The organism is Bradyrhizobium sp. USDA 3650, from assembly GCF_054057395.1.
Window position 1 is genome coordinate 6375668 of record NZ_JBSRZG010000001.1, and the last position, 23776, is coordinate 6399443.

The following is a 23776-nucleotide window of genomic DNA, read 5'->3' on the forward strand; positions in this document are numbered from 1 at the left end:
TCCGTGTGTTAGGGCTGGTGCAGCGCCGGCGTCTTTCCCAAAGCCGCGCTGCCTTGTCCGATCCTGCTGAAGAAATGTGGCGCGGCTTTAGGAGTTCACGTGCACGAAATCCCGCAGCAGCGGATAGATTTCGTTGTTCCAGCGCTTGCCCGAGAACACGCCGTAATGGCCGACGCCGGCCTGCATGTGGTGGACGCGGCGATAGGCGCGCACGCCGGTGCAGAGGTCTTGCGCGGCCAGCGTCTGGCCGATCGAGCAGATGTCGTCCTTCTCGCCCTCGACCGTCATCAGCCCCATGCGGCTGACGGCCTTGGTGTCCACCGGACGTCCCCGATGCATCAGCTTGCCCTGGGGCAGAAGATGCTCCTGGAACACGTCGCGCACGGTCTCGATGTAGAATTCCGCCGGCAGGTCCATCACGGCGAAATATTCGTCGTAGAAGGTCTTGATGCTGGCCGCCTTCTCCTTCTCGCCCTTGGCGATGTGATCGGCGAGATCGATGTGCTGCTTGATGTGGCGCTCGAGATTCATCGAGACGAAGGCGGTGAGCTGCACGAAGCCGGGATAGACTTTCCGCAGCGCGCCGCGGCACTGCATCGGCACGTAGTTGATCAGGTTCTGCTCGAACCAATCGATCGGCCTGCTCTTAGCGAATTCGTTGACCCTGGTCGGTAGGATGCGCGTGTCGATCGGCCCGGCCATCAGCGTCAGCGTCGCCGGCCGCGAAGGGTGGTTGCCCTCGCACATGATCGCGGCGGCCGCGAGCGCCGAGACCGAGGGCTGGCAGATCGCGACCATATGCGGGCGCGGGCCCAATTGGCCGAGGAAGTCGATGAGATGCTCGGTGTAGTCGTCGAGCCCGAAACGGCCCTCGCTGCGGGGAATGTCGCGCGGATTGTGCCAATCGGTGATGTAGACGTCGTGATCCTGCAGCAGCGTCTTCACGGTGCCGCGCAGCAGTGTCGCGAAATGGCCGGACATCGGCGCCACCAGCAGCATGCGCGGCTGCTCGCCCACGCCCTCCTTCTTGAAACGCAACAGCGAGCCGAACGGGGTCGCGTAAGCGATCTCCTCGGTCACGGCGACCTCGCGATTGCCGACCATGACGCTGTCGATGCCGTAGGCGGGGCGGTGGTAGGTGAGGGTGGAGCGGGAGATCAGCTCCAGCGCGGCCGAGAGACGGCCGACGACCTGATCCGACAAGCCCTGCGGCACCAGATTGAGGAATTTGAGCGCGGAGGAGGCTCCCGACCGCCACGGCGCCGTCAGGTCCATATGGTTCTGAAAGGCCTGATAATACATCGACATCATACTGAAACGCCCACCTGTCCCCGTGCTGCTATGCAATATCGGAGCCAAACCGGAGATGGGCTGTCCTCGAGATTGGCACGTCGCTTGCTGCTCTTTTCGCGGGAAGCACAGGCGGTGCGCACTCCGGAGTCCGGGCGGGTGCAAGTCACAGGCGTGAGGGAAGGCCATATGGCGAAGGCGACACTGACCATCAGCAGCAAGAACTATTCGTCCTGGTCGCTGCGTGGCTGGCTGCTGACGAAATTTTCCGGGCTCGATTTCGAGGAGATCGTCACCGCACCGGACGACGCGTCGGTGCGCGCCGAAATCCTGCTGTTGTCGTCGTCGATCCTGGTGCCGTGCCTGCGGCACGACGGCGCGATCGTCTGGGATACGCTGGCGATCGCCGAATATCTCAACGAGGCGATGCCGGATGCCGGGCTGTTGCCCGCGGATCGCGTCCAGCGCGCGCATTGCCGCTCGATCTGCGGTGAAATCCATTCCGGCTTCACCACCTTGCGCGCCTCGCTGCCCGTCAACCTGAAGGGCCACTTCCCCGGCTTCAAGATCTGGTCGCGCGCGCAGGCTGACATCGATCGCGTCTGGGCGATCTGGCGCGACTGCCTGGACAAATCGGGCGGGCCCTTCCTGTTCGGCGAGACCCGCACCATGGCTGATGCGATGTACGCCCCGGTGGTGACGCGCTTCGTGACCTACAACGTCAAGCTCGAGCCGCAGCTTCAGGCCTATGCTGATACCATCATGGCCATGCCGGAGATGAAGGAATGGATCGCGGCGGCAAAGGACGAGCCGGCTGAGATCGAGGAGCTCGAGGTCGAATATTAGGCAGGCCGGGCGCCATCTGCCTGTTTTGGGAGCGAGCATCCAACCGCCGCACCCCCGCAGTCATGTCATTGAAGCCGTTAACTTTTGACGCCCGTGGCCGGCTGGGCTGGCTCACGCGCTGCGCAGATATTGTGTGCGCGCGCTGGCTGGTTGCGACATCTAGCCGTGAACAGGCGCGTACGGGGCCCTACGGCTGATTCGGACGTGATTCGTTCGGGCCGCGTTCCGAAGGTTAAGCCGGGACGCGGCCCCGTTGCATTTTGAGACAGAAATCAGTGCTCAGGCCACGCCCGAATGCTTCATGCGTGGGACGCGCCAGCCGATGACGGTAGCTTCGACCGCGACACCGGCCGTGTGGTTCTGCCAGCGTCCCTCGACATAGCGGCAGGCGAACGGCAGCTGATAAGTCCCGCTGTGGTCCTCGCACAGCACTTCGACTGCAAGGCCAGGCGGCGGTTCTCCGGCGCCGTCGAATTCCGCCAGTCGTCTGTCGCGCGTTGCCATCAAAAACTCCCCTAAACAAAGCCGCGGAAGGAGCGCCCATTTCCTCCGCGTGCAGATCATCGCTCCCCGTCCGAGGGAACAGCTGCAAGCTCAACGCGAGAATGCGGTGCCAGTGTGGTAGCCTCGACAGGCTACGTGCAAAAAGCGCACATTGCCGTGATTGATTTGACGAGGAACCTGCATGCTGCTTCGAAGCACCGGCGTTTGTTTTGCGATGTTGCTGCTCGCCACGCTGGCGATCGCGCCGGTCCGCGCGCAGGACGTGCCCGGCATCGAGATCTGCACCGTCGAGAAGACCATGGAGCGCCGCACCAGCTGCCTCCAGAGCAACGTCGATTTCCTGCAGAAGACGATCACCAAGCTGAACCTCGATCACCAGCAAAAGCTGGACGCCGCGGCTCGCCAGATCGATGCGTTGAAGACGACCGTGGCCGGCTTGCAGAAGATGCTCGGCGATCTCCAAGCCGCGCAGGCGAAGACCGCGGAGGATGTGAAGAAGAAACAGGATGCGCCGCCGCCGAAGGATGCGGCGAAATAGGCGCCGTGCTCAGGCGACGCGATATCGCTCCATCACGCTGCGGTCGGGCTCATAGCCGAGCCCAGGTCCGGTCGGCACCGCGACATGGCCGGTGGCATCGACATCGGCGCGGCCGCCCCAGAGGCAGGCCTCGCGCTTCAGGTAAAACATCTCGACCAAGCCGTCGTCGCGCCCCGCCAGCAGATGCAAGGTCGCCAGCAGGCCGGGGCCGAAATACGGGGAGTGCGGAACGATCTTGACGCCGAGCCAATCTGCGAGCGCCGCAACCTTCAGGAATTCCGTGATGCCGCCGACCTTGGTCACCGACGGCTGGGCGTGGCTGACCGCGCCCGCATCCATCATCTGGCGGAATTGATATTCCGTGCAGGCGTTCTCGCCGGCGGCGACGCCGAGCCCGCCCTTGCTGCGGACCTCGGCGAGCGCCGCAAAATCCTCCGGCGGCCAGACCGGCTCCTCCAGGAACATCGGCTGCGCGTCCCGGCATGTCCTGGCGAACGCGATCGCCTCTTCGCCTGACAGCGGGCAGTTCATGTCCACCATCAGCGGAATGCCGGGTCCGATCGCCGCGCGTGCGGCAAACACCGCCGGCGCCGTGGTCTCGTGCAGCTTGATGGCGCCGTAGCCGAGCGCGAGCGCCTTCTTGCATTCGGCGGCGATATTGTCGGGCGAGCCGATCCGCAACAGGCTCGCATAGGCCGGAATGGCCGGGCGCCGGGTGCCGCCGAGCAGGCGGTGCAGCGGCACGCTCTTGATCTTGGCGGCGAGGTCCCACAGCGCGATGTCGAGCCCGGAGATCGCGAACATGGTGATGCCGTAACGCCCGAACAGATGCAGATTACGCTGGATCTGCTCCATCACCGCAGGAATGCCGGCGGCATCGGGAACCTCCAGCCCACGGGCCTGCGGTGCGATCATTTCCTCGACGGCACTGCGCGTGGTGCGCGGGCAGACATAGGCGAAGGCATCGCCCCAGCCGGTCAGCCCGGCGTCGGTGCTGACCTCGACCATCACCATGTCGAGGGCGGTGATGGCGGAGGCGCCCTGACGGAAGCTCGCGACACCGGCGTCATAGGGGATGCGGATATGGTGCGCCCGCACATCGGTGATCTTCATGACGCGGTTCCTCCAGCTTTCTCGTGAGCGGTTTCAAGGACGTCCCGAGTGTAGCCATGAACGCCCGGAGGTTGCCAGTGGCTGATCCGGCGTTATCCTCTTGCGGGACCGCAACGCCGATCAAGCGAAGCCCGCGGACTTCCGTGCATCATGGTCGCGCTTCGAACGAGAAACGCCATGAACCCAGCCCAGCGCGCGCTCTGGTACGTCGAGAGCCATCTGGCCGAGCCGATGACGCTCGACGAGATCGCTGCGATATCGGGCGTGTCGCGGTTCCACATCGTGCGCGCGTTTGCCGCAGCCACCGGCGTGCCGGTGATGCGGTACGTGCGTGCGCGGCGGCTGAGCGAAGCGGCGCGCAGCCTTGCGAACGGCGCGCCGGACATCCTCTCGCTGGCGCTGGAGGCGGATTACGGCTCGCACGAAGCATTCACTCGCGCGTTCCGCGACCAGTTCGGCACCACGCCCGAAGCGGTGCGCGCCGCGCAATGCACCGGCCATCTCGAGCTTCAGGAGCCGATCCTCATGGATTCAACCATCGCAGACAAACTCGCCGCCCCGCGCTTCGAAACCACAAAGGCCTTCCTCGTCGCAGGCATCAATGAGCGCATCTCCTGCGACAACGGCGCGGCCATTCCTGGACTGTGGCAGCGCTTCCACCAGGAGGTCGCCGACATTCCCGCGCGCGTTGGACCGGTCGCCTATGGCGTCTGCTGCAACGGCGACGATGCTGGGAATTTCGACTACATTGCCGGCGTCGAGGTGGGCGATTTCTCCGAGCTGCCCCGCCGCTTCGGCCGTATCCGTATCCCCGAGCAGCGCTATGCGGTGTTCACCCACGCCGACCACGTCGCCTCGATCAGACGCACCGTCAACGCGATCTGGAATCAGTGGCTGCCGGCCTCCGGCCTGAAGGCTGCCGATGCGCCGAACTTCGAATGCTACGACGAGAAATTCGATTCCGCCACCGGCAATGGCGGCCTGGAGATTTGGATACCCGTGCGCGATTAGCGCGCAACGCTGGCATACCATCCCGCTTGCTTGGCAAGCCCCGGCGACTTTGTCATAACCGCAGGCAATCTTGCGTGTGGGGCCGTTACGGACATCCCGTGCAAGTCATAACAAGCAGCCGGGAGGGTCCCCCATGTCCAACGTCCGCGTTCTCGCCACCGACCTCGAATTTCCCGAAGGGCCGGTCGTGATGCCGGACGGCTCGGTGGTGCTGGTGGAAATCCGCGGCCAGCGCCTGACCCGAATCCATCCCGACGGCCGCAAGGAGATCGTCGCGAAGATTCCGGGCGGCCCGAACGGCGCAGCCCTCGGCCCCGACGGCAAGATCTACATTTGCAACAATGGCGGCTTCTCCTGGATCCCGACCCGCAACATGATCATGCCGGGTCCGCAGCCCGACGATTATCTCGGCGGCTCGATCCAGCGCGTCGATCTCCAATCGGGCAAGATCGAGACCGTCGTGACGAAATGCGGCGAGCACGATCTGCGCGGGCCGAACGATCTGGTGTTCGACAAGCAGGGCGGCCTCTGGTTCTCCGATCTCGGCAAGCGCCGCGCGCGCGAGATGGACGTCGGCGGCATGTATTATCTCAAGCCCGGCATGAAGGAGATCGTCGAAATCGTCCATGGCGTGTTGCCGGCAAACGGCATCGGCCTGTCGCCGGACGAGGCCACCGTCTACATCGCGGAGACGCCCACCGGCCGGCTCTGGGCCTACGAGCTCTCCGCGCCCGGCACGCTGAAGCCGCGCGACGTGATCTATCGCGGCGAGCGGGGAAAGCCGATCTGCGGCCTCGGCGGCTACCAGATGTTCGACTCGCTGGCGGTCGAAGCGAACGGCAATGTCTGCGTCGCCACCCTCGTCTCCGGTTGCATCTCGGTGATCGCGCCCGATGGCATCTTGGTCGAGCAGGTCCCGACCGGCGACCGCGTCACCACCAACATCGCCTTCGGCGGCCCCGAGCTCAAGACCGCCTACATCACGCTCTCAGGCAAGGGCGAACTGATCGCCATGGACTGGCCGCGTGGCGGTTTGCCGTTGAACTTTTTGAACAAGTGAGCCAAGCCGTCATTGCGAGGAGCGAAGCAATCCGGCAGACCCTCACCCTGAGGAGCGCGCCCTTTGCGCGCGTCTCGAAGGGCGAGGCCACCAGCGGGGCCTTCATCCTTCGAGACGCGGTGCCGCGCTCCTCAGGATGAGGAGCTGACTGCCTGGATTGCTTCGCTCCGCTAGCAATGACAACAGAGAGAGACCCGCAATGCCCTGGCCTGATCCCATCACCCTGCGCGGACAGCATGCCGGTCTGGAGCCGTTGTCGCATCAGCACCGCGAGGGGCTGATCGAGGCCGTGAAGGACGGCGAGCTCTCCACCATCTGGTACACCGCGATTCCGACGCCGGACAACATGGGCAAGGAAATCGACCGCCGGCTCGGTCTTCAGGCTGCGGGCTCGATGCTCCCCTTCACCGTGTTCGATGGCAGCGGCACGATCGTGGGCATGACGACCTACATGAACATCGATGCCGCCAACCGTCGCGTCGAGATCGGCTCGACCTGGTATGGCAAGAGCGCGCAGCGCGGCCCGCTCAACACGCAGTGCAAGCTGCTGCTGCTCACCCACGCCTTCGAAACCCTGGACTGCATCGCGGTGGAATTCCGCACCCACTTCTTCAATCACCAGAGCCGCCGCGCCATCGAGCGTCTGGGCGCCAAGCAGGACGGCATCCTGCGCAGCCACCAGGTCGCGCCCAACGGCACGCTCCGCGACACCGTGGTCTACAGCATCACCGCGGCCGAATGGCCGACCGTGCGAATGCATTTGAATTATCAACTCAACGACAAGCCGCGCTAGAGGCGGCCGAGGCACCATGGACAGATTTGATTATGTGATCGTCGGCGCGGGCTCCGCCGGTTGCGTGCTCACCAGCCGGCTGAGCGAAGACCCTGCTACCAGCGTTTGCGTACTCGAGGCGGGCCCGAGCGACTGGCATCCCTACATCCATCTGCCGGCCGGCTTCATCAAGACCTTCCACATGAAGAGCATCAACTGGGCCTACCAGCAGGAGGTCGGGCCCTGGACCGGCGGGCGCAGCATCTACGCGCCGCGCGGCAAGACGCTCGGTGGCTCGTCCTCGATCAACGGCCATATCTACAATCGCGGCCAGCGCATGGATTTCGACACCTGGGCCCAGATGGGCAATCGCGGCTGGGGCTATGCCGACGTGCTGCCCTACTTCCGGCGGCTGGAGAAGCGCGTCGGCGGGGGCGAGGACGTCTACCGCGGCCGCGACGGCAATCTCACCGTTACCACCATGAACTGGCGCGATCCGCTCTGCGAAGCCTTCATGGAAGGCGCGGTCTCGCTCGGCATCCCCCGCAACACCGATTACAACGGTGCGAAGCAGGAAGGCGTCTCCTATTGCCAGCGCACCATCGACAAGGGCTTGCGCGTCTCCGGCGCCACCGCTTTCCTCAAGCCCGCGATGAAGCGGCCGAACGTGCATGTCCACACTCACGCGCACGCCACCGAGATCATCTTCGAGGGCAAGCGCGCCGTCGGCGTGCGCTACATGAAGGGCGGCTCTGGCGGAACGCCGGTGGAAGTGCGCGCCAACAAGGAAGTGATCCTCTCCGGCGGCACCTATAATTCGCCGCAGCTCTTGCAGCTCTCCGGCATCGGCTCGCCGGATCTGTTGCAGGCCCACGGCATCGCCGTGCGTCACGCGCTTCCGGTCGGCGAAGGCCTGCAGGATCATTACGCCCCGCGAACGGTCGCGCGCGTCAAAGACATCAGGACCATCAACGAGCTTCGTCGCGGCTGGCGTCTCTGGGTCGAGGCCATGAAATGGGCGACCGCGCGCAAAGGCCTGCTGTCGCTGTCGCCGACCATGGTCTATTGCTTCTGGCATTCCGGCGAGAGCGCCGACAGCTCCGACTTGCAGCTCACCTTCACACCGGCGAGCTACAAGGAAGGCGTACAGGGCCAGCTCGAGGACGAACCCGGCATGACGGTGGCCTCCTGGCAGCAGCGCCCCGAGAGCCGCGGCTATGTCCGAATCCGCTCGTCTGATCCGTTCGCGCCGCCGATCATCCAGACCAATTATCTCGACGCCGAGCTCGACCGCCGCGTCATCGTCGGCGGCATGAAGCTGGCGCGCCGGCTTTTGAAGAGTGCGCCGCTGTCGCCCTATTACGCCTACGAGGATTTCCCGGGTCCTGACATCAACACCGACGACGAGTTTTTGGCCGCCGCCACCGAACGCGGCACCACCACCTTCCACCCCGGCTGCACCTGCCGCATGGGCCCGGCGGATTCGACCTGGGCGGTGGTCGACGACCAGCTCCGCGTCCACGGGTTGCAAGGCCTGCGCGTCATCGACGCCTCCGTGATGCCGCGCATGATCTCGGCGAATTTGAATGCGTCGACCATGATGATCGCCGACCGCGCCTCGGACCTGATCCGCGGCAAGCAGCCAATGGAAGCCGCGCGCGTGCCGGATGCGGCGGTGGCGTAGCAAGGTCTCGTGCCCCGGACGCAGCGCACCGCTTCCCCAGCGATGCGAAGCAGCGCCCGGTGCAGCTGTGCACTGCAGAGCCGGAGGGCCCATCTCACGCGACCTTGGTTCGCCTCTTAGGTCCCGGCTCTGCGCAGCAGCGCTTCACGCTGCAGCGCGTCCGGGGCACCTGAGCGCGTTGTCTTGCTCCGTCATTGCGAGCGCAGTGAAGCAATCCAGTCTGTCACCGCGGAGGGATTCTGGATTGCTTTGCTGCGCTCGCAATGACGATGCGGAAAGGTTGAGGAAATGTCTCTCCACCGTCGTCCTGGCGAAAGCCAGGACCCATTACCCCAGGAAGTGGTGTGGTGGGCGGTACATGCGCCGGTGTCTTTTCGATAGATCACGCGGTATGGGTCCTGGCCTTCGCCAGGACGACACCGGTTGATTGTCCGATGGCTCGCCCGCAATGCGGATTGGGCTAGCGCCTATACTTCCCGTCGGCTCAGGAACGCCAGCCGTTCAAACAAATGCACATCTTGCTCGTTCTTGAGCAGCGCACCGTGCAACGGCGGGATCAGCTTGCGCGGGTCGCGTTCGCGCAGCTGCTCGACGCTCATGTCTTCGTTGAGCAGCAGTTTGAGCCAGTCCAGGAGCTCCGAGGTGGAGGGCTTCTTCTTCAACCCGGGCACCTCGCGGACCTCGAAGAAGATGCGCAAGGCTTCCTCGACCAGCCGCTTCTTGATGCCGGGGAAGTGGACGTCGACGATCCGGGTCATGGTGTCGGCATCGGGGAACTTGATGTAGTGGAAGAAGCAGCGGCGCAGGAAAGCGTCCGGCAGCTCCTTCTCGTTGTTGGAGGTGATCATCATGATCGGGCGCTGCTTGGCCTTGATCGTCTCACCGGTCTCGTAGACATGGAATTCCATGCGGTCGAGCTCGAGCAAAAGATCGTTCGGGAATTCGATGTCGGCCTTGTCGATCTCGTCGATCAGCAGCACCGGGCGCTGCTCGGCGGTGAAGGCATCCCACAGCTTGCCGCGCTTGATGTAGTTCTTGATGTCGGACACGCGCGCATCGCCCAGCTGGCTGTCGCGCAGGCGCGAGACCGCATCGTATTCGTAGAGGCCCTGCTGCGCCTTGGTGGTGGACTTGATGTGCCAGGTCAGAAGCGGAGCGTTCAGCGCCTTCGCCACTTCCTCCGCCAGCACCGTCTTGCCGGTGCCGGGCTCGCCCTTGATGAGCAGCGGGCGCTCCAGCACGATCGAGGCATTGACGGCGACCTTGAGATCGTCGGTCGCAACATAGTCCTTGGTGCCGGTAAATTTCATTGCGCGTCCTTGTTGGTCGCCGGCCGAGACATGGCTCCGGTCGCGACATGGGAACGGCCGCGCGTGGCGGCCGTTCCTGGTTCGGTCAGGCTTTCAGACCCGTTTTATCAGCGAAAGGATGACGAGCACAATCACCGCGCCGATCGTGGCATCCACGATGGCCCCGACCGTGCCGGTTGCGAGCTGGATATGCAGCTGAGGCAGAATCCAGCTCGCCACGAGCGCACCGATGACGCCGACGACGATGTTGCCGATCAGCCCAAATCCCGCCCCAGGGACAATCTTGCCGGCAAGCCAGCCTGCGATCGCGCCAATGATGAGCGCTGCGAGAATTCCCATTGCAAACGTCCCCAAAACAACCCCGTGAGACCGCCAATTCTAGAGCAAAAAGCCTCCCGGTCCAGCGCAGAGCCGTGGCCTCCGCCCCTTGACGTTCTCCCCCCGACGGGCGATCTGTTACCCATGTTCCTGCAATTCTTCACTTCTCTGCGCGATGCGCAGGTCCCCGTGACGCTGCGCGAATACCTCACGCTGATGGAGGCGCTCGACGCCGACCTCGCGGACTACTCGGTCGAGAATTTCTACTATCTCTCGCGCACCTCGCTGGTGAAGGACGAGCGCAACCTCGACAAGTTCGACCGCGTCTTCGGCACCGTCTTCAAGGGGCTGGAAAGCCTGCTCGACGCCATGGAGGGGGCCGAGATCCCCGAGGAGTGGCTGAAGAAGCTCGCCGAGAAATACCTGACCGACGAAGAGAAGAAGCAGATCGAGGCCATGGGCTGGGACAAGCTCATGGAGACCCTGAAGAAGCGCCTCGAGGAGCAGAAGGGCCGCCATCAGGGCGGAAGCAAGTGGATCGGCACGGCCGGCACCTCGCCGTTCGGCGCCCATGGCTACAATCCCGAAGGCATTCGCATCGGCCAGGACAAGAACCGCAACAACCGCGCCGTGAAGGTGTGGGACAAGCGCGAGTTCAAAGATTTGGACGGCAATGTCGAGCTCGGCATCCGCAACATCAAGGTGGCATTGCGCCGCCTGCGCAAGTTCGCGCGCACCGGCGGGCCTGACGAGCTCGATCTCGACACCACCATCCGCGAGACCGCCAATCACGGCTATCTCGACGTGCACATGCGGCCCGAGCGACGCAACGCGGTGAAGCTGCTGGTGTTCTTCGACATCGGCGGCTCGATGGACGCGCATATCGAGCAGGTCGAGGAGTTGTTCTCGGCCGCGAAGAGCGAGTTCAAGCATATGGAGTATTTCTACTTCCACAATTGCCTCTATGAGGGCGTGTGGAAGCAGAACAAGCGCCGCTTCACCGACCGCACCCCGACCTGGGACGTGCTGCACAAATACCCGCACGACTACAAGATCGTGTTCGTCGGCGACGCCTCGATGAGCCCTTACGAGATCATGGTGCCCGGCGGCTCGGTCGAGCACGTCAACGAGGAGCCCGGCTCGGTCTGGCTCGACCGCATCATCCGCACCTATCCGCATTCGGTGTGGCTCAATCCCGTGCAGCAGAAGCACTGGGACTATTCGGAATCCACCACCATCATCAAACGCATCTTCGCCAACCGCATGTACCCGATCACGATCGAGGGGCTCGAGGGTGCGATGAAGGAATTGACGCACTAGCTCGCGCTCCGCGCGCCCCGGAATGACAACAAGAGGGAGAACCACGTGCCCCAGACCATCACCCGCGGCATCAAGGCGCTGATCGACGAGGCCAATGCCGAGATCGAGACGCTCACCGCCAAGGACGCCATCGAGATCTCCAAGAACGGCGACGTCGTCATCGTCGACATCCGCGATCCCCGCGAGATCAAGCGCGACGGCCGCATCCCCGGCGCGTTCGCCTGCACGCGCGGCATGCTCGAATTCTGGATCGATCCGCAGAGCCCGTATGCCAAGCCGGTGTTCCAGGAGGACAAGAAGTTCGTCTTCCACTGCGCCGGCGGCTTGCGCTCTGCGCTCGCTGCCAAGACCGCGCAGGACATGGGCCTCAAGCCCGTCGCCCACATCGCCGGCGGCTACGCCGCCTGGCGCGACGCCGGCGGCCCCGTCGAGCAGTGGGAGCCGAAGAAGAAGGGGTGAGGTGAATACCTCTCTCGCCACACACTCCGTCATGCCCGGGCAAAAGCGCGAAGCGCGTCTTCGCGCTAGATGACCCGGGCATCCACGTCTTCGCCGCAAGAAGAACGTGGATGGCCGGGACAAGCCCGGCCATGACGACTGGGACAACCGCCGGAGCACCCTAATGACCACCCCCACTGATCCCCTCGTCTCCACCGAATGGCTCGCCGCCCACATCAACGATGCCAACGTCAAGGTGCTCGACGCCAGCTTCAAGCTGCCGGGCGTGCTGCCGCTGCCGAAGGATGATTACCTCGCCGCGCATCTGCCGGGCGCGGTGTTCTTCGACGTCGACGCGGTCTCGGACCATTCCAACCCGCTGCCGCACATGTATCCGAGCGCCGAGCAGTTCGGCCGCGACGTCGGTCGTCTCGGCATCTCCAATGCCGACACCGTCGTGATCTACGATGCCGGCGGCTGGGTCGCCGCTCCCCGCGCGTGGTGGATGTTCCTGGCTTTCGGCCACGGCAATGTGCGCATCCTCAATGGCGGCCTGAAGAAGTGGCGCGCCGAGGGGCGTCCGGTCGAGAGCGGCGAGGCGAAGCCGAAGCCCGCGACATTCAAGGCGAGCTACGATTCCAAGCGCGTGCGCAGCATGCAGCAATTGATCGCCAACGTCGAAAGCCAGGCCGAGCAGGTGATCGACGCCCGCGCCGCCGACCGGTTCGAGGGACGGGCGCCGGAGCCGCGCGCGGGCATCCGCTCCGGCCATATCCCGGGCGCGCGCAACGTACCCTACAATCTCCTGTTCGACGCCGCGACCGGCACGATGAAGCCGCTCGATGATCTCCGCGCTGCCTTCACCAACGCCGGCGTCAGGCTCGATGCGCCGATCGTGACGAGCTGCGGCTCCGGGGTCTCTGCCGGCGTGCTGACGCTGGCGCTCTATCGCCTCGGCATCACCGACACCGCGCTTTACGACGGCTCATGGTCGGAATGGGGGCAGGAAAAGGGACCGCCGGTCGCGACGGGGCCGGCGTAAAGCCGCGAGGACGGTGCGCTCCCTCGCCCCGCTCTTGCGGGGAGAGGGTTGGGGTGAGGGGCTTCTCTCCACACCATGACATTCTCGAGGGACCTGTAACCCCCTCACCCGGAATCCGCGCTGCGCGCGAATTCCGACCTCTCCCCGCAAGCGGGGAGAGGTGAAGAGGGGTCAGCGCGCTCGGGGCATCGTTGCGGCGAGCGTGGGTTGCGGCTGCCCGAACGGATCGAGTTGCTGAACCGGCGGCGGCGGACGCCGGACAATGCGGCGGCGCTTCTTCACGCGATGCGCCCGCGGCTTGGTCGCCTTCTCCTGCGAACTGCTGTCGGCCTTAGAGTCGGCCTTGGCCTTCGCCGGCGGATCCTTCCAGGCCGTGGTCGCCGGGTCGTTCAATGCGGCGAACTTCGCGCTCGCCATGTCGAACGTGGACGAAGCCGAGGCTCCGCTGGGGGCGGCAGGTGCTGGTTTGTTCGTGAGAGCAATCGAAACCGGCTTGGTCTCTGCGATGAATGCGCTGGCGTCGGCCGGAGTAAGCGTGTTGCTTGAGGCCGGCGCCGCGGCGTCCGTCGTCCTCTCGGCCCTGGTCTCGGCCTCGACATTGGCCGGTTCGGCCGGGACGTCGGCCGGAGGTGCAGCGGCCTGCGGCTGACCGTCGGTCTCAGTCGTCAGCGCGACCACTTGTTCGGGCTCGCTCATCGGCAGCGCGATGGTCGGGACTTGATCGCGCAGCGATGGTGTCGGATCGGTGGCTGCTTCCGGCTCGGCGCGCAGGACCGCGAGCACCGGCTGGGCCGGCTCGGGAGCTTGTGCAAACACCTGCTCCTGCGGACCATTCCGCCAGGAGGGGTTGCTGACATACTGCTCGTGGCTCGCCCCGCAGCAGCGCGGCGGCGCCCAGGCCGAATACCAGGATGGAGGCTGACAGCAGGATCGCGGCAAACAGAAAGCGAAAGCCGGGAAGCATCGAGGGATTGCGAATTTCCGCCCCGGCGGCGAAGTGGCCAGGGCCCATGAGCCATCTGAACGCGGTGACGGTACTGCTTGCCGCGTTCGCCACGCGGGGATCGAAGCTCAAAGCGGAGGCGAATCAGGCTGATTCGAACATACCGCAACGATTCCGTGCCGTTCCGTAAAAAACGGAGCCGACTAGTCCAGCGATCTCGGGCGTGGGCTGATTTTCGTCCCCTGATGCAAGCAGGCAACGGTAGTCTTGCGGATCACAAATCGGCAAATCAGGCACAAATCCGCCTGTCATGTCTTGAATGTGCCGCTATCTTCCGTCATCTGGCCATTAACGGTCCGGACGGGGCCCGGGGACTATACAAGAGCGATGATGATCAAACATTTTCTGACGATATGCGCTGCCGCAACAGTCGCTGCGGCGGGAACCTCGCTCGCGCAGGCCCAGAGCTATCCGGTCCAGCAGGCGCCGAGCTACGGCGCGCCGGCCGAATATCGGCCCGGCGACCGCGCGCCGAATTTCGACGCTATGGACGATGAAGACGATGCGATGCCGCAGGCAGCGCTGCCGCCGCCCGGCCCGGATCCGCGCTACGGCCGTCCGCCAGGCGCTCCCCCGGTGTATTCCGCCGCGCCGCCGCAGGGGCCGGTGATGTCGCCCGATGATCCCCGTTATGGCCGTCCGGCCGGCGCCCCCGTCTACTCGGCCGCGCCGCAGGGTCCCGTGACGTCGCCCGACGATCCGCGCTATGGCCGCCCCGCCGGCCCGCCCGCGGTGATCTACGCCGATCGTCCGGCACAGGCGCCCGGCAGTGACGGCCTGCGTCCGCCCGAGGCGGTCGGTGGTCCCGGCGCGACCGGAACGGTCCAGGCCGGGCAGCCGCCCGTGGGTGCCGACGGCCGGCCGATGGCGATCGCCTCGCTCCCGCCCGAGGAGCAGCCTGACGCTGCTCCGGCGCAGCTGCCGCAGAATCTGCGCCGCCAGGAAGTCTCGCTGGCGACCAAGGAGCCGGCCGGAACGCTCATCGTCGATACCCCGAATACCTACCTTTATTACGTGCTCGGCAACGGCCGTGCGATCCGCTACGGCGTCCGCGTCGGTCGCGACGGCTTCACCTGGACCGGCGTGCAGAAGATCACCCGCAAGGCCGAGTGGCCGGATTGGCATCCGCCGACCGAGATGATCGAGCGCCAGCCCTATCTGCCGCGTTTCATGGCCGGCGGTCCCGGCAATCCGCTCGGCGCCCGCGCGATGTATCTCGGCTCGACCGTCTACCGCATCCACGGCACCAACCAGCCCTCGACGATCGGCAAGTTCGTGTCGTCCGGCTGCATCGGCATGCTGAACGAGGACGTCTCCGACCTGTTCGATCGCGTCAAGGTCGGCACCCGCGTGGTCGTGATGCCGGGTGGTCCGCCGCCGGGAACTGCGACCGCATCCGCCGCGCCCGTGCCCGGCGCTGCCGGCCCCGCGCCAATGGCCGCGCAGGCCGGCCCGGTCGGAGGCACCCAGCCGACAGTGGTGCCGCCGCTGCCCGCGCCCGTCACCGTGCGCTGAACCGGCCTCGCAAGAATTGATCTAGCAAGAATTGATCTGATGACGGCGCGTGAACTTCGGTCACGCGCCGTCGTCGTTTGACGCATGCGCGCATGTCTCGCTTGCGCATGTGCATGCCTTGCTTGAACCGCTCCGCACCTCGACTACGTCCGGGAGGATTGCAACGAATTGAGGAGCACAGGATGCGCATCTTTGTTGCGGGCGCGACCGGCGCGGTCGGTCAGTATCTTGTTCCGGCGCTGGTCGCCGCGGGTCATTCGGTGATCGGCACGACACGGAGTGCGGCAAAAACAGACCTTGTGCGGCGATTGGGTGCAGAGCCGGTCGTGGCCGACGGCCTCGATGCCGGCAGCATGCGCGCTGCGGTGATTGCGGCAAAGCCCGACGCCGTCATCCACCAGATGACGGATCTCGCGGCCGCCACGGACCTCCGGCATTTCGACCGGACTTTCGCGCGAACCAACGAGCTCCGCACCCGCGGAACCGACATTCTGCTGAATGCCGCACGCGAGGCCGGCGCCAAGCGCTTCATCGCGCAAAGCTTCTGCGGCTGGACCTTCAGTCGCGCCGGGGGAACGGTGAAGACCGAGACCGATGAGTTCGACCCGCATCCGCCGCGAGAGTTGCGACGCACGCTTGAGGCAATCCGGTATCTGGAGCGAAGCGTCACCGCTTCAACGAAGCCGGAAGGCGTCGTGCTGCGCTATGGATTCTTCTATGGACGCGGCACCGGCACGCTCTCGCCGGCGATGATCGACCAGCTACGCCATCGGCGTGTGCCGGTGATCGGCGATGCCAGCGGCACGTGGTCATTCATTCACACCGAAGATGCCGCCTCTGCCACGCTCGCCGCGCTTGAACGCGGACGCGCCGGCAGCATCTACAATATCGTCGACGATCATCCGGCGCAGGTGAAGGATTGGTTGCCCGCGCTGGCCGAATTGCTTGGTGCCAAGCCGCCGCGTCACATTCCCGCCTGGCTCGGGCGCCTGCTTGCGGGCGAGCATATGGTTGTGATGATGACGGAGGTGCGCGGAGCATCCAACGCCAAGGCCAAGCGCGAGCTCGGCTGGCTGCCGGCGCATGCCTCCTGGCGCGATGGCTTTGCCGATGCGGCACAGCAGCCCGCCGGTCACCGCTCGGCGGCCTGAGGCTTCAAGCCAGCTTGCGCGGCAGCTCTCTGCCTTTGGTGAAGGCGTCGATCGCCTCGACCATCTGGCCGTAATGGATGCGCAAGCCGTCCTCGGTGGCGTAGCCGAGATGCGGCGTCAGCACGAGGTTGTCGAGCTTGCGGAAGGGATGGTCCGTCGGCAGTGGCTCGACCGAGAACACGTCGATGCCGGCGCCTGCAATCCTCTTCTGCTGCAACGCCTCGAGCAGCGCCTGCTCGTCCACGATCGGCCCGCGCGCGCTGTTGACGAGGAAGGCCGTCGGCTTCATCCGCGCGAGATCGGCAGCCCCGACCAGCCCGCGCGAGCGCTGGCTCAACACCACATGGATGCTGACGATATCGGCCTTGGCGAACAGCTCCTCCTTGGTGGCGTAGCCGACGCCGGCGTCCTTGCACTTCTCCGGGGTCAGGTTCGGGCTCCAGGCGATCACGTTCATGCCGAACGCCTTCGCGATGCCAGCCATCTTGCTGCCGAGCTTGCCGAGCCCGACGACGCCGAGCGTCAATCCCTCGATCTCGACGCCGGCAAAGGTCTGCCAGGGCTCGCCCGCATGCATGCGCGCGTTCTCGCGGCCGATCCCACGGGTCAGTTCCAGGATCAGGCCCATGGTGAGGGGCGCAGTCGGATCGCGTGAATATTGCGTGCCGCCGATCGTGACGCCCCGCGCCGTGGCGGCCTCCATGTCGATTGAGGCGTTGCGCATGCCTGAGGTCAGCAGCAGCTTCAGCTTCGGCAGGCTCTCGAACAGGCTCTTCGGGAACGCGGTGCGCTCGCGCATCGCGCAGACGATCTCGAAGTCGGCCAGCGCGCTCGCCGCGGCCTGCTCGGAGGCGAAGGGATGGCTGAACACGGTGACGTCGATCCGGTCGGACAGGCTTTGCCAATCGGCGACGTCGAGGGCGAGGTTGAAATAGTCGTCGAGAATTGCACAGCGCAGCCGCGTCATCAGCGTTCTTCCATGGCGAGAGGTGGAACCGGGCCATGGTTGCGCGCAATCAGGACCGTGCGCAAGCCGTTCGCGTCTTCAAAAATCCGACAGCTGATAAAGGCTCAGAGGTCGCGGGGCTTGAGCCGGAACGGCGCATTCATGCCGTGCTTGGCGCGCCAGGCGGGGCCGGGGCCGCGCATGTAGTGCAGTTCGGGCCGGTAGGGATTGAAAGCGGTGGCGAAGAAACGCTTCCAGAAGCCCTTGATCTCCGAGGCAAATGCGGAGGCGCTGCCGGCTTCCGCCGGAACGGGAAGGGAATGGGTCTCGATCATGGCCATGACGCTGTCTCGCTGTGCTCCCCGATCATTCTGAGCGGGTGGCGCTGTTTCCGCGCGAAAACGAGCTTTGGCCTGATTTATTAAAAGATGGTTTCAATTGTCCCGATCGGCGGCGGGATGGTGTCCGTCCCGTATTGATCCGTGGTGAACGGAGGGAAAACATTGCCCTTTGGGGGCGGGATCGCTACATCGGCGGCAAGCAAATTTCCTCAAATCGAAGGTTTTCGGGACCGATGGCGCGCCAGTTCATCTATTTCATGCAGGGCCTGACCAAGAGCTACCCGACCCGGAAGGTGCTCGATAACATCCATCTGAGCTTCTACCCGGACGCCAAGATCGGCGTGCTCGGTGTCAACGGTTCGGGCAAGTCGACGCTGCTCAAGATCATGGCCGGCCTCGACAAGGAGTACAACGGCGAGGCCTGGGTCGCCCAGGGCGCCCGCGTCGGCTATCTCGAGCAGGAGCCGCATCTCGATCCGGCACTCAGCGTGCGCGAGAACGTCATGCTGGGCGTCGCCAAGCAGAAGGCCATCCTCGATCGCTACAACGAGCTGGCGATGAACTACTCCGAGGAGACCGCCGACGAGATGACCAAGCTGCAGGACGAGATCGAGGCCCAGGGCCTCTGGGATCTCGACAGCAAGGTCGACCAGGCCATGGACGCGCTGCGCTGTCCGCCCGACGATGCCGACGTGTCGAAACTCTCCGGCGGTGAGCGCCGCCGCGTCGCGCTGTGCAAGCTGCTGCTCGACCAACCTGAGTTGTTGCTGCTGGACGAGCCGACCAACCATCTCGACGCGGAATCGGTGTCGTGGCTGGAAGGCCATCTGCGCAACTATCCCGGCGCGATCCTGATCGTCACCCATGACCGCTACTTCCTCGACAACGTCACGAGCTGGATTCTCGAGCTCGATCGCGGCAAGGGCATTCCCTACGAGGGCAATTACTCGTCCTGGCTGCAGCAGAAACAGAAGCGGCTCGAGCAGGAGGGCCGCGAGGACGCGGCGCATCAGAAGACGCTCGCCCGCGAGCAGGAATGGATCGCGTCCTCCCCGAAAGCCCGCCAGGCCAAATCCAAAGCCCGCTATCAGCGCTATGACGAACTGCTGAAACAGGCGAGCGAAAAGCAGACACAGACCGCGCAGATCACGATTCCGGTGGCCGAGCGCCTAGGTCAGAACGTGGTCGATTTCGAAGGGCTCAGCAAAGGCTTCGGCGATCGCATGCTGATCGACGATCTCACTTTCAAGCTGCCGCCCGGCGGTATCGTCGGCGTGATCGGCGCCAACGGCGCCGGCAAGACCACGCTGTTCAGGATGATCACCAAGCAGGAACAGCCGGACAAGGGCACCATCACGGTCGGCGAGAGCGTTCATCTCGGTTACGTCGACCAGTCGCGCGACGCGCTCGATGGCAGCAAGAACGTGTGGGAGGAGATCTCCGGCGGCAACGAGCTGATCCTGCTCGGCAAGAGGGAAGTCAATTCACGCGGCTATTGTTCGTCGTTCAACTTCAAGGGCGCCGACCAGCAGAAGAAAGTCGGCGCGCTCTCCGGCGGTGAACGCAACCGCGTGCACCTTGCGAAAATGCTGAAATCCGGCGCCAACGTTCTGCTGCTCGACGAGCCGACCAACGACCTCGACGTCGACACCCTGCGTGCGCTCGAAGAGGCGCTGGAAGACTTTGCCGGTTGCGCGGTCATCATCAGCCATGATCGCTGGTTCCTCGACCGCATCGCGACCCACATCCTGGCCTTCGAAGGCGACAGCCATGTCGAATGGTTCGAGGGCAACTTCCAGGACTACGAGAAGGACAAGATGCGCCGCCTCGGCCAGGACAGCATCATTCCGCATCGCGTGAAGTACAAGAAGCTGACGCGGTGATCTCAGCATGATGCGGCGGGTGCTCATAGCTGCGGTGATCGCTATCACCTGCGGCCTGTCGCCCGCCCGCGCTGCCGACGCCGCCTTCACGCAGTTCATCGCCTCGCTGTGGCCGGAGGCGGAGGCCGCCGGCGTGTCGCGCGCGACGTTCGAGCGAGAGACGCGCGGCCTCGAGCCTGACTACAAGCTGCCGGATCTGATCCTGCCGGGGCGCCCAGCGACCGGTGCGCCGTCGCAGGCCGAGTTCGTGCAGGTGCCGGCCGATTACGTCAGGGAAGCCTCGATCGCGCGGCTCGCCGGCGAGGGGCAGCGGCTGCTGCAAAAATATCGTCAGGCCCTGACCGAGATCGAGAAGAGCTCGGGCGTGCCCGCCACCGTCATGCTGGCGATCTGGGGCCGCGAGACCGACTATGGCCGCTACACACTTCCCTACGATCTCGTCCGTGTGCTGGCGACGCAGGCCTATGTCGGCCGCCGCAAGGACACCTATCGCAACGAGTTCATCCTCTCGCTGAAAATTCTCGGCGACGGCGTAGTGACACGCAAGGACATGCGCTCGTCCTGGGCCGGCGCGACCGGGCTCACGCAATTCCTGCCGTCCGAATATTACAAGCACGGCGTCGATTTCGACCGCGACGGCCGCATCGACATCTGGCATTCGGTGCCCGATGCGCTGGCTTCCGCCGCGCAGCAGCTCGTCAACAAGGGCTGGCAGAGCGGCGTGCGCTGGGCTTACGAGGTGCAGGCACCGGCCAAGGTCGATTGCACCGCTGGCGTGCCCGAGGTGACGAAGCCGATCGGACAGTGGCTGCGCGAAGGCTTTGTGCCGGTGCGTGGACAAAAGCTCACTGCCGCCGAGCAGGCGCAGCCTGCCTCGCTGCTGCAACCCGAAGGCATCTACGGCCCGTCCTTCCTGACCACGAAGAACTACTTCGTCATCAAGGAGTACAATTTCTCCGATCTCTACGTGCTGTTCGTCGGCCATCTCGCCGACCGCATGACGAGCCCGCAACCGTTCGCGACACCATGGTCTGCCTCGAAGCAATTGCGGACAAAGGACGTCGAGGCGATGCAGCGCGGGCTCACGCGCGTCGGGCTCTACAAGGACAAGATCGATGGCAAGGCCGGCATGCAGACGCGCGCTGCGCTCGGTGCCTACCAGAAGTCCGCAGGCCTCAAGGTCGATTGCTGGCCGAGCGAAGAGGTGCTGCGCTCGATCCAGGCGACGCGATAGGCGCAGGGCCAGCCAAAAGAAAAAAGCCCGGCCGAGGTGCTCGGCCGGGCTTCGATCGCGGTGCTCATGAGCGCCGTGCGATCAGATCAGTAGCAAACGCGAACCGGGCGGACGGTCCAGCCGTAGCCATCCCAGTAGCGCTGGCGCTGCCAGTAGCAGGGCGGGGGCGGCGGGCCAGGCTCGGCCACATAAACCGGTCCGCCGTAGGCGGGACGGCTCGATGCGATGGCACCGCCGACGATCGCGCCGCCGATCAGGCCGGCTGCGATGCCGGCGCCGACGCCGTCATGGGCTTGGGCGGACGGCGTGGCGGTCACCAGCGAACCGGCGATCGTCGCAACCGTGAGGGCGGCAACTAAAGTCTTCTTCATACTCTTGGCTCTCCTGAGAGATGGATGCTCCTTGTTAGGAGCGTCCGGGGTTCAAAGGTTCACGCAGACTCTGATGGAATTGGCCTTGCAGCTAGGAAGCGCGCAAATGGTCAATCCGCGGTAAACGCGCACGGAGCTGTGACGAGAAAAAGCGGTCTTTTTCAGGCCCCGAGATGAACGGCGCATCTGGAATGAGCCGGCTTGGGGCGACTTCAGCCACAGACTCTGACGCGGCGGACGCGCCAGGCATAACCGTCCCAGAAGCGCTGCTTCTGCCAGACGCAGCCGTCGCCGTAATACTCGTCGGCGACGTAGCCCGGGCCCGGCGCGTAGTAGCGCGGCGGATAATAGCCCGGGCTATATCCCGGACCATATGCGTAGCCGGGGCCAGGGCCGGGCCCGTAATAGTGCGGAGAGGCCAGCGCCCCACCGACAATGGCGCCGCCGATGATCCCGGCCGCCACGCCCGCGGCGACGCCGCGTTGCGCCTGGGCTGGTGTGACGGCGCTAAGGGCCAGAGCGGCGACGGCAGCGATTGCTAGGAGCGACTTCTTCATTGACTGACCTTTCGAGCAAAACACGCGGGAGCTCTTTGGGGGTAAAGTTCCATATTTCGATTGAATGATCAATGAACGGCACCTTTGCCGGGGGCGACCAATTAACGTGGACCGCAGCTCAGCCAGGGGAGGGTGATGATGGGCAACGCGATGATAAATGCATTGATCGCTGCCGGGATCGTCTCCGCGATTGGCTACGGCTGGATCACCCATCTCCAGAACCGCGGCCAGCGGCGCTCCCGCGCCGGGGGCGATGGCGGCGGCGACACCTCCACGGGGACGAGCGACGGCTTCTCGTTCGGGAGCTGGTTTTCCAGCGACAGTTCCGGCAGCGCGACCGACGGCGGCAGCTGTTCCAGCAGCGATAGCGGCAGTGGTGGCGGGGATTGCGGCGGCGGCGATGGTGGCGGAGGAGGCGGGGGCGATTAGGTCCGCCGCAATCTTGATCCAGCGCAATGACCTATTTTAGAGCAGTTCTAGGCTGTTTCCGGGCTAGTTTGGAATAGCTTCAAATTCCGCTTTTTCCTTTTGCATCCGGCGGGCCCCTTAAATATCGATGATGACGCATCACCAAAGGGCCTGCCGCTTCCATGATCGTTTGTTCCTGTAACGTGCTGAGCGATGACGACATCCGCGCCGCCGTCGCCGAGTCCGACGACGCCGTGCGCCATGCCAAGCAGGTCTATGGATGTCTCGGCTGTAGCGCCGAATGCGGCCGCTGCGCCCGGACGATCAAGACCATTATCGACGAAGCGCTCGGCCCCTGTGCCTCGTCCTGCTGCTCCGGCTGCCCGCACAACCACAGTGTGGCTGCCAAGGACGAGACGGCCCAGCCGGCCGAGTTCGCCCTCGCGGCCTGCTGAAATCTTCCGCAACCCTGACTGAGCTTTTCCCCGGCTGCGTCCCCGTAGCCGGTTGCTCCAGTCTTCAAACTCATTTAGAAGCGTTCTAAATTCGGTTTACGGCCGATTTGGACTGCAAGAGCTGGAGTGAATCATGCAGGGCGACGCAAAAGTTATCGACTATCTCAACAAGGCACTGCGTCACGAGCTGACTGCGATCAACCAGTACTGGCTGCACTACCGCTTCCTCGACAATTGGGGCCTGCGGGATATGTCCAAGGTCTGGCGCAAGGAGTCCATCGAGGAGATGGAGCACGCCGACAAGCTCACCGAGCGGATCCTGTTCTTCGACGGCTTCCCGAACATGCAGGTGCTCGATCCCTTGCGTATCGGCCAGAACGTCAAGGAGATCATCGAGTGCGATCTCGCCGCCGAGATGAGCGCGCGGGCGCTCTACCAGGAAGCGGCGACCTACTGCCACAGTGTCAAGGACTACGTCACACGCGACCTGTTCGAGAAACTGATGAGCGACGAGGAGCACCACATCGACTTCCTCGAGACCCAGCTCGACCTGATCGGCCGCATCGGCCTCGAGCTCTATACCCAGAAGCACGTTGGCGGGCTCGAGGGCGAGGGGCACTAGTTCGGCGCGTTAGCGCTGCCACAAACTCCGTGCCGGTCTGATGC

25 protein-coding genes and 1 pseudogene are annotated in these 23776 nt (G+C 64.6%); 16 read left to right on the forward strand and 10 right to left on the reverse strand.

The genetic code is table 11. The annotated features are described in order from the left end of the window. Window positions 1–87: 87 nt before the first annotated feature. A complete protein-coding gene (locus tag ACVIN2_RS29890; protein WP_027519727.1) occupies window positions 88–1311 on the reverse strand; it encodes a polyhydroxyalkanoate depolymerase in 1224 nt (407 codons plus the stop codon). 168 nt (window positions 1312–1479) lie between these two features. On the opposite strand from ACVIN2_RS29890, the gene ACVIN2_RS29895 reads away from it, so the two are divergent. Next, window positions 1480–2136 (forward strand): glutathione S-transferase family protein, encoded by a 657-nt coding sequence (locus ACVIN2_RS29895; RefSeq protein ID WP_456768330.1) that lies wholly within the window; start codon window positions 1480–1482, stop codon window positions 2134–2136. Between the two features lie 279 nt (window positions 2137–2415). Here the strand turns inward: ACVIN2_RS29895 and ACVIN2_RS29900 are convergent, their stop codons facing one another. After that, on the reverse strand, window positions 2416–2640 hold the full coding sequence (locus ACVIN2_RS29900) for a hypothetical protein (RefSeq protein ID WP_007595594.1): 225 nt from the start codon (window positions 2638–2640) through the stop codon (window positions 2416–2418). Window positions 2641–2821: 181 nt separating this feature from the next. Here ACVIN2_RS29900 and ACVIN2_RS29905 point away from each other — a divergent pair, with 181 nt between their 5' ends. Further along, a complete protein-coding gene (locus tag ACVIN2_RS29905) occupies window positions 2822–3178 on the forward strand; it encodes a hypothetical protein (RefSeq protein ID WP_456768331.1) in 357 nt (118 codons plus the stop codon). Window positions 3179–3187: 9 nt separating this feature from the next. On the opposite strand, the gene ACVIN2_RS29910 is transcribed toward ACVIN2_RS29905, so the two are convergent. After that, window positions 3188–4291 carry a mandelate racemase/muconate lactonizing enzyme family protein gene (locus tag ACVIN2_RS29910; protein WP_456768332.1) on the reverse strand — a complete coding sequence of 368 codons (1104 nt, stop codon included), beginning with the start codon at window positions 4289–4291 and terminating at the stop codon, window positions 3188–3190. 177 nt (window positions 4292–4468) lie between these two features. Here ACVIN2_RS29910 and ACVIN2_RS29915 point away from each other — a divergent pair, with 177 nt between their 5' ends. The 4 genes from ACVIN2_RS29915 (at window position 4469) to ACVIN2_RS29930 (ending at window position 8818) form a co-directional block, all read left to right on the forward strand. Then, window positions 4469–5302, forward strand: a complete 834-nt coding sequence (locus ACVIN2_RS29915; RefSeq protein WP_456768333.1) for a GyrI-like domain-containing protein — start codon at window positions 4469–4471, stop codon at window positions 5300–5302. A 133-nt stretch (window positions 5303–5435) separates the two neighbouring features. Then, complete coding sequence (locus ACVIN2_RS29920) at window positions 5436–6362, forward strand: SMP-30/gluconolactonase/LRE family protein (RefSeq protein WP_456768334.1); 927 nt, start codon at window positions 5436–5438, stop codon at window positions 6360–6362. A 199-nt stretch (window positions 6363–6561) separates the two neighbouring features. Next, on the forward strand, window positions 6562–7155 hold the full coding sequence (locus ACVIN2_RS29925; RefSeq protein WP_456768335.1) for a GNAT family N-acetyltransferase: 594 nt from the start codon (window positions 6562–6564) through the stop codon (window positions 7153–7155). 16 nt (window positions 7156–7171) lie between these two features. Next, on the forward strand, window positions 7172–8818 hold the full coding sequence (locus ACVIN2_RS29930; protein WP_456768336.1) for a GMC family oxidoreductase: 1647 nt from the start codon (window positions 7172–7174) through the stop codon (window positions 8816–8818). Window positions 8819–9285: 467 nt separating this feature from the next. Here the strand turns inward: ACVIN2_RS29930 and ACVIN2_RS29935 are convergent, their stop codons facing one another. Further along, complete coding sequence (locus tag ACVIN2_RS29935) at window positions 9286–10128, reverse strand: AAA family ATPase (protein WP_007600695.1); 843 nt, start codon at window positions 10126–10128, stop codon at window positions 9286–9288. 93 nt (window positions 10129–10221) lie between these two features. Next, window positions 10222–10467, reverse strand: a complete 246-nt coding sequence (locus ACVIN2_RS29940; protein WP_456768337.1) for a GlsB/YeaQ/YmgE family stress response membrane protein — start codon at window positions 10465–10467, stop codon at window positions 10222–10224. Window positions 10468–10590: 123 nt separating this feature from the next. On the opposite strand from ACVIN2_RS29940, the gene ACVIN2_RS29945 reads away from it, so the two are divergent. From ACVIN2_RS29945 to sseA, 3 genes are all read left to right on the forward strand, one after another. After that, complete coding sequence (locus tag ACVIN2_RS29945; protein WP_456768338.1) at window positions 10591–11766, forward strand: vWA domain-containing protein; 1176 nt, start codon at window positions 10591–10593, stop codon at window positions 11764–11766. 45 nt (window positions 11767–11811) lie between these two features. Then, window positions 11812–12225 (forward strand): rhodanese-like domain-containing protein, encoded by a 414-nt coding sequence (locus ACVIN2_RS29950; protein ID WP_456768339.1) that lies wholly within the window; start codon window positions 11812–11814, stop codon window positions 12223–12225. Window positions 12226–12388: 163 nt separating this feature from the next. Further along, window positions 12389–13246 (forward strand): 3-mercaptopyruvate sulfurtransferase, encoded by an 858-nt coding sequence (gene sseA, locus ACVIN2_RS29955; RefSeq protein WP_456768340.1) that lies wholly within the window; start codon window positions 12389–12391, stop codon window positions 13244–13246. A 171-nt stretch (window positions 13247–13417) separates the two neighbouring features. Here the strand turns inward: sseA and ACVIN2_RS29960 are convergent. Continuing rightward, window positions 13418–14258, reverse strand: a pseudogene (locus tag ACVIN2_RS29960) (hypothetical protein). A 321-nt stretch (window positions 14259–14579) separates the two neighbouring features. Here ACVIN2_RS29960 and ACVIN2_RS29965 point away from each other — a divergent pair. Continuing rightward, window positions 14580–15764: a L,D-transpeptidase family protein gene (locus tag ACVIN2_RS29965; protein WP_456769829.1), complete on the forward strand. Its 1185-nt coding sequence runs from the start codon at window positions 14580–14582 to the stop codon at window positions 15762–15764. A 182-nt stretch (window positions 15765–15946) separates the two neighbouring features. Next, window positions 15947–16915 (forward strand): NAD-dependent epimerase/dehydratase family protein, encoded by a 969-nt coding sequence (locus ACVIN2_RS29970; protein WP_456768341.1) that lies wholly within the window; start codon window positions 15947–15949, stop codon window positions 16913–16915. A 4-nt stretch (window positions 16916–16919) separates the two neighbouring features. On the opposite strand, the gene ACVIN2_RS29975 is transcribed toward ACVIN2_RS29970, so the two are convergent. Then, window positions 16920–17882 carry a D-2-hydroxyacid dehydrogenase family protein gene (locus ACVIN2_RS29975; protein WP_456768342.1) on the reverse strand — a complete coding sequence of 321 codons (963 nt, stop codon included), beginning with the start codon at window positions 17880–17882 and terminating at the stop codon, window positions 16920–16922. Between the two features lie 104 nt (window positions 17883–17986). After that, window positions 17987–18202 (reverse strand): hypothetical protein, encoded by a 216-nt coding sequence (locus ACVIN2_RS29980; RefSeq protein WP_027519710.1) that lies wholly within the window; start codon window positions 18200–18202, stop codon window positions 17987–17989. Between the two features lie 233 nt (window positions 18203–18435). Between ACVIN2_RS29980 and ettA the strand changes: the two genes are divergently transcribed. Then, window positions 18436–20085 carry an energy-dependent translational throttle protein EttA gene (ettA, locus tag ACVIN2_RS29985; protein WP_027519709.1) on the forward strand — a complete coding sequence of 550 codons (1650 nt, stop codon included), beginning with the start codon at window positions 18436–18438 and terminating at the stop codon, window positions 20083–20085. A 7-nt stretch (window positions 20086–20092) separates the two neighbouring features. Further along, the gene (locus ACVIN2_RS29990; protein ID WP_456768343.1) at window positions 20093–21319 is read left to right on the forward strand and encodes a lytic murein transglycosylase; all 1227 of its coding nucleotides are present in this window, start codon (window positions 20093–20095) and stop codon (window positions 21317–21319) included. An 86-nt stretch (window positions 21320–21405) separates the two neighbouring features. On the opposite strand, the gene ACVIN2_RS29995 is transcribed toward ACVIN2_RS29990, so the two are convergent. Together ACVIN2_RS29995 and ACVIN2_RS30000 are read right to left on the reverse strand one after the other, a co-directional pair. After that, window positions 21406–21690, reverse strand: a complete 285-nt coding sequence (locus ACVIN2_RS29995) for a hypothetical protein (RefSeq protein WP_007600714.1) — start codon at window positions 21688–21690, stop codon at window positions 21406–21408. 212 nt (window positions 21691–21902) lie between these two features. Next, window positions 21903–22247, reverse strand: a complete 345-nt coding sequence (locus tag ACVIN2_RS30000) for a hypothetical protein (protein WP_456768344.1) — start codon at window positions 22245–22247, stop codon at window positions 21903–21905. 135 nt (window positions 22248–22382) lie between these two features. Between ACVIN2_RS30000 and ACVIN2_RS30005 the strand changes: the two genes are divergently transcribed. The 3 genes from ACVIN2_RS30005 (at window position 22383) to bfr (ending at window position 23732) form a co-directional block, all read left to right on the forward strand. Next, entirely contained in the window at window positions 22383–22676 is a 294-nt protein-coding gene (locus ACVIN2_RS30005; RefSeq protein WP_456768345.1) for a hypothetical protein, read from the forward strand. Window positions 22677–22837: 161 nt separating this feature from the next. Beyond that, window positions 22838–23110 (forward strand): (2Fe-2S)-binding protein, encoded by a 273-nt coding sequence (locus tag ACVIN2_RS30010; protein WP_456768346.1) that lies wholly within the window; start codon window positions 22838–22840, stop codon window positions 23108–23110. A gap of 133 nt (window positions 23111–23243) precedes the next feature. Beyond that, complete coding sequence (bfr, locus tag ACVIN2_RS30015; protein WP_007600720.1) at window positions 23244–23732, forward strand: bacterioferritin; 489 nt, start codon at window positions 23244–23246, stop codon at window positions 23730–23732. Window positions 23733–23776 lie beyond the last annotated feature (44 nt).